This is a genomic window from Mesorhizobium sp. M2A.F.Ca.ET.037.01.1.1, assembly GCF_003998075.1.
In the GTDB taxonomy this organism is placed as follows: Bacteria; Pseudomonadota; Alphaproteobacteria; order Rhizobiales; family Rhizobiaceae; genus Mesorhizobium.
This window is the reverse complement of sequence record NZ_RZSA01000787.1, coordinates 1-3,218: the sequence shown is the minus strand read 5'-3', so window position 1 is coordinate 3,218 and position 3,218 is coordinate 1. Positions and strand designations below refer to the sequence as shown.

Here is a 3,218-nt window from a genome sequence, read left to right as displayed (position 1 = left end):
CGCGTGTTGTACCAGACGGTCAGCAAAGGCTTGGGCATGGTGCGACTATCGGCAATGCGGCGCGGCTTCGCAACAGCCGCGCCGGTCCCGGCTTCAGCCCGCCTCCTACCCCAGCGAACTGATGATCTCGCGATAGGCGAATTCCGGGAACGCCTTCATCGTCCGCGTCTTGACGTTACCGCCAGACGACAGCAGCAGCGCGAAGCGGGCGAGCACCGCATCGTCCGGGGCTTCGACGATGGCGACCATGTCGCATTCGCCCATCGTCAGGTAGAAAGACTTGAACGATCCGCCCATTTCGCCCAGCAGCTTCTTGGCGGCATCGAGCCGCTTTGGCGACTCCCGCACATTCCTGGCGCCCAGCTCGGTCCAGTTGATAAGCACGATGTAGGTTGTCATGGCATACCTCCCACCGGGAGCCACGGAGCGCGACGCCGTACGACCGGCGCCGGGGCGGGCATCCGGCTTGTCGCCCACAAATGCATCCGGCAACGGAATTATCCTCCTGTCGGGCAGGTGCGGCAAGGCGGCATGAGGGGCCGGAAACGCCAAAGGGCGCCCGAGGCGCCCTTTGGATTTGCTTGTCTGACCTGCGGATCAGCTGTCGAGGAAACTTCTGAGCTTCCGCGACCGGCTCGGATGCTTGAGCTTGCGCAGCGCCTTGGCTTCGATCTGGCGGATGCGCTCGCGCGTCACCGAGAACTGCTGGCCGACTTCCTCCAGCGTGTGGTCGGTGTTCATGCCGATGCCGAAGCGCATGCGCAACACGCGTTCCTCGCGCGGCGTCAGCGAGGCAAGCACCCGCGTCGTCGTCTCGCGCAGATTGGCCTGGATCGCGGCGTCGATCGGCAGGATCGCCATCTTGTCCTCGATGAAGTCGCCGAGATGCGAATCCTCCTCGTCGCCCACAGGCGTTTCGAGCGAGATCGGCTCCTTGGCGATCTTCAAGACCTTGCGCACCTTTTCCAGCGGCATGGCTAGCTTTTCCGCCAGTTCCTCCGGCGTCGGCTCGCGGCCGATCTCGTGCAGCATCTGGCGCGAGGTGCGAACGATCTTGTTGATCGTCTCGATCATGTGCACCGGAATGCGGATGGTGCGCGCCTGGTCGGCGATCGAGCGGGTGATGGCCTGCCGGATCCACCAGGTGGCGTAGGTCGAGAACTTGTAGCCGCGACGATATTCGAACTTATCGACCGCCTTCATCAGGCCGATATTGCCTTCCTGGATGAGGTCCAGGAACTGCAGGCCGCGGTTGGTGTATTTCTTGGCGATGGAGATGACGAGGCGCAGGTTCGCCTCGACCATTTCCTTCTTGGCGATCGCAGCCTCGCGCTCGCCCTTCTGCACCTGGTTCACGATCTTGCGGAATTCCAGGATCGAGATCGCCGTTTCGGTGGCGAGGTTCTGGATCTCGGCGCGCAGCTCCTTGATCGTGTCCTTCTCGTTCTTGGTGAATTCCTTCCAACCGCGCGAAGTCAAATTGGCGATCGAGCGGGTCCAGTTCGGATCGAGCTCCGAGCCCTGATATTCCTTGAGGAATTCCTCGCGGCGCACGCCATAGCTCTCGGCGAGCCGCAGAAGCTTGCCCTCGTTCTGCACCAGGCGCTTGTTGATGTCGTAGAGCTGCTCGACCAGCGCCTCGATGCGCGCCGCGTTGAGCGACAGCGACTTCACCGCCTTGATCAGCTGGTCCTTCAGCTCCTTGAGCCTGCGGTCCTGGCTGGGCGACAGCGTGCCGGCGGCGGCGAGACGATTCTCGACCTGCTGGTCCTGCAGCTTGCGCAGCTTCTTGTAGGTGTCCGCGATGACGTCGAGCGTCTCCATCACCTGCGGGCGCAGTTCCGCTTCCATCGCGGCCAGCGACAGGCTGGCCTCGTCCTCGTCGTCTTCCTCTTCCTCCAGCCCGCGCGTGTCTCCGCCGACATTGGTGATGTCGTCTTCTTCCTCGCGTGCCGCCGCGCGGCCGCGCGGCTTCTCGTCCGGCTTGGGCGATTCCTCGACACGTTCGACCACCGGTGCCTGCTTGGCCTCCGGGCCGGCATAGGTCGCCTCGAGGTCGATGATCTCGCGCAGCAGGATCTTCGATTCGTTGAGCTCGTCGCGCCAGATGATGATGGCCTGGAAGGTCAGCGGGCTTTCGCACAGACCCGCGATCATCGTTTCGCGGCCGGCCTCGATACGCTTGGCAATGGCGATTTCGCCCTCGCGCGACAGAAGCTCGACCGAGCCCATCTCGCGCAGGTACATGCGCACCGGATCGTCGGTGCGATCGGTCGGCTCTTTCTTGGTGGTCGTGGCGGCAACGGCGGTGCCGGTCTGCTCGGCAAGCTCGTTGGCGTCTTCCTCGCTGTCGCCGGCGGGCTCGGCCTCGGCCTCTTCGCCCTGCTCGTCATCCTCAACGACGTTGATGCCCATGTCGCTGAGCATCGCATTGATGTCTTCGATGCGGTCCGGATCCGTCTCTTCCGAGGGCAGCACCGCGTTCAATTCGTCGAGCGTGACATAGCCGCGTTTCTTCGCGGCCTTGATCATCTTCTTGACAGCATCGTCGGAAAGGTCGAGCAGAGGGCCATCGGTGGCGCCTTCGCGTTCGGTCTCGACCTCTTCCTTTTCCTTTGTCGCCATTCTTTGTCGTCTCCAAGCGGCCCAATATCGAGGCCGCGTAAACTGTCGGACCGGTTACGCCGGATGTGCTCGTACCGGAATGCTTTTTACCGGCCCGGCAACCGCGTCATCTCTTTTGTTTTGTGCATCTCGTTTGCCCCAAACCGGTTTTCACTTTTGGGCGACATGCATTAAGTCCAGATTAACCCTGATATCTGGAGCAGGCGTTTTGCCTGTCCAGCCGTCACCGGCACCTCACATCGCTCAAATTTCCCGCCGACGCCGGGGCACGGTTAACGTTTCGAATCGTCCTGATTCCGCCAATCTGCCAGAAGGTCAAGCGCCTCTGGCATGATTCGCATGAAAAAAGCGAATCAATTACCCGCTTAGAGGCGTCGATTCGACGCGCTGCGCATTTCCACTCACTTCCAATGGGTGGTGTTCGGCCCTAAACGCGGCCAACCCTGCCCGATGAAACGCCGAACCCTTCGATCAGCGCTTCCGTTGCCTGCACATCGTTGAATTGCGCTTGAATCTCGACGAGATGCCGGAAGTTTTCGTCCGAAGGGTCTGCATCGAGCGCCGCCTGCGCCTGTTTCAGCTCTCTATGTAAG

General features: G+C 61.8%; 2 protein-coding genes. Both read right to left on the bottom strand.

The features are described 5' to 3' along the window. Nucleotides 1-105: 105 nt before the first annotated feature. Nucleotides 106-399 carry a GYD domain-containing protein gene (locus EOA27_RS28985; protein ID WP_042646984.1) on the bottom strand — a complete coding sequence of 98 codons (294 nt, stop codon included), beginning with the start codon at nt 397-399 and terminating at the stop codon, nt 106-108. A gap of 198 nt (nt 400-597) precedes the next feature. After that, nucleotides 598-2,625: an RNA polymerase sigma factor RpoD gene (gene rpoD, locus EOA27_RS28980; protein WP_126081757.1), complete on the bottom strand. Its 2,028-nt coding sequence runs from the start codon at nt 2,623-2,625 to the stop codon at nt 598-600. Nucleotides 2,626-3,218: the final 593 nt, after the last annotated feature.

Coding starts and splice junctions, on each gene's coding strand:
- rpoD (WP_126081757.1), bottom strand. CDS start 2,625: ATGGCGACAAAGGAAAAGGAAGAGGTCGAGACCGAACGCGAAGGCGCC.
- EOA27_RS28985 (WP_042646984.1), bottom strand. CDS start 399: ATGACAACCTACATCGTGCTTATCAACTGGACCGAGCTGGGCGCCAGG.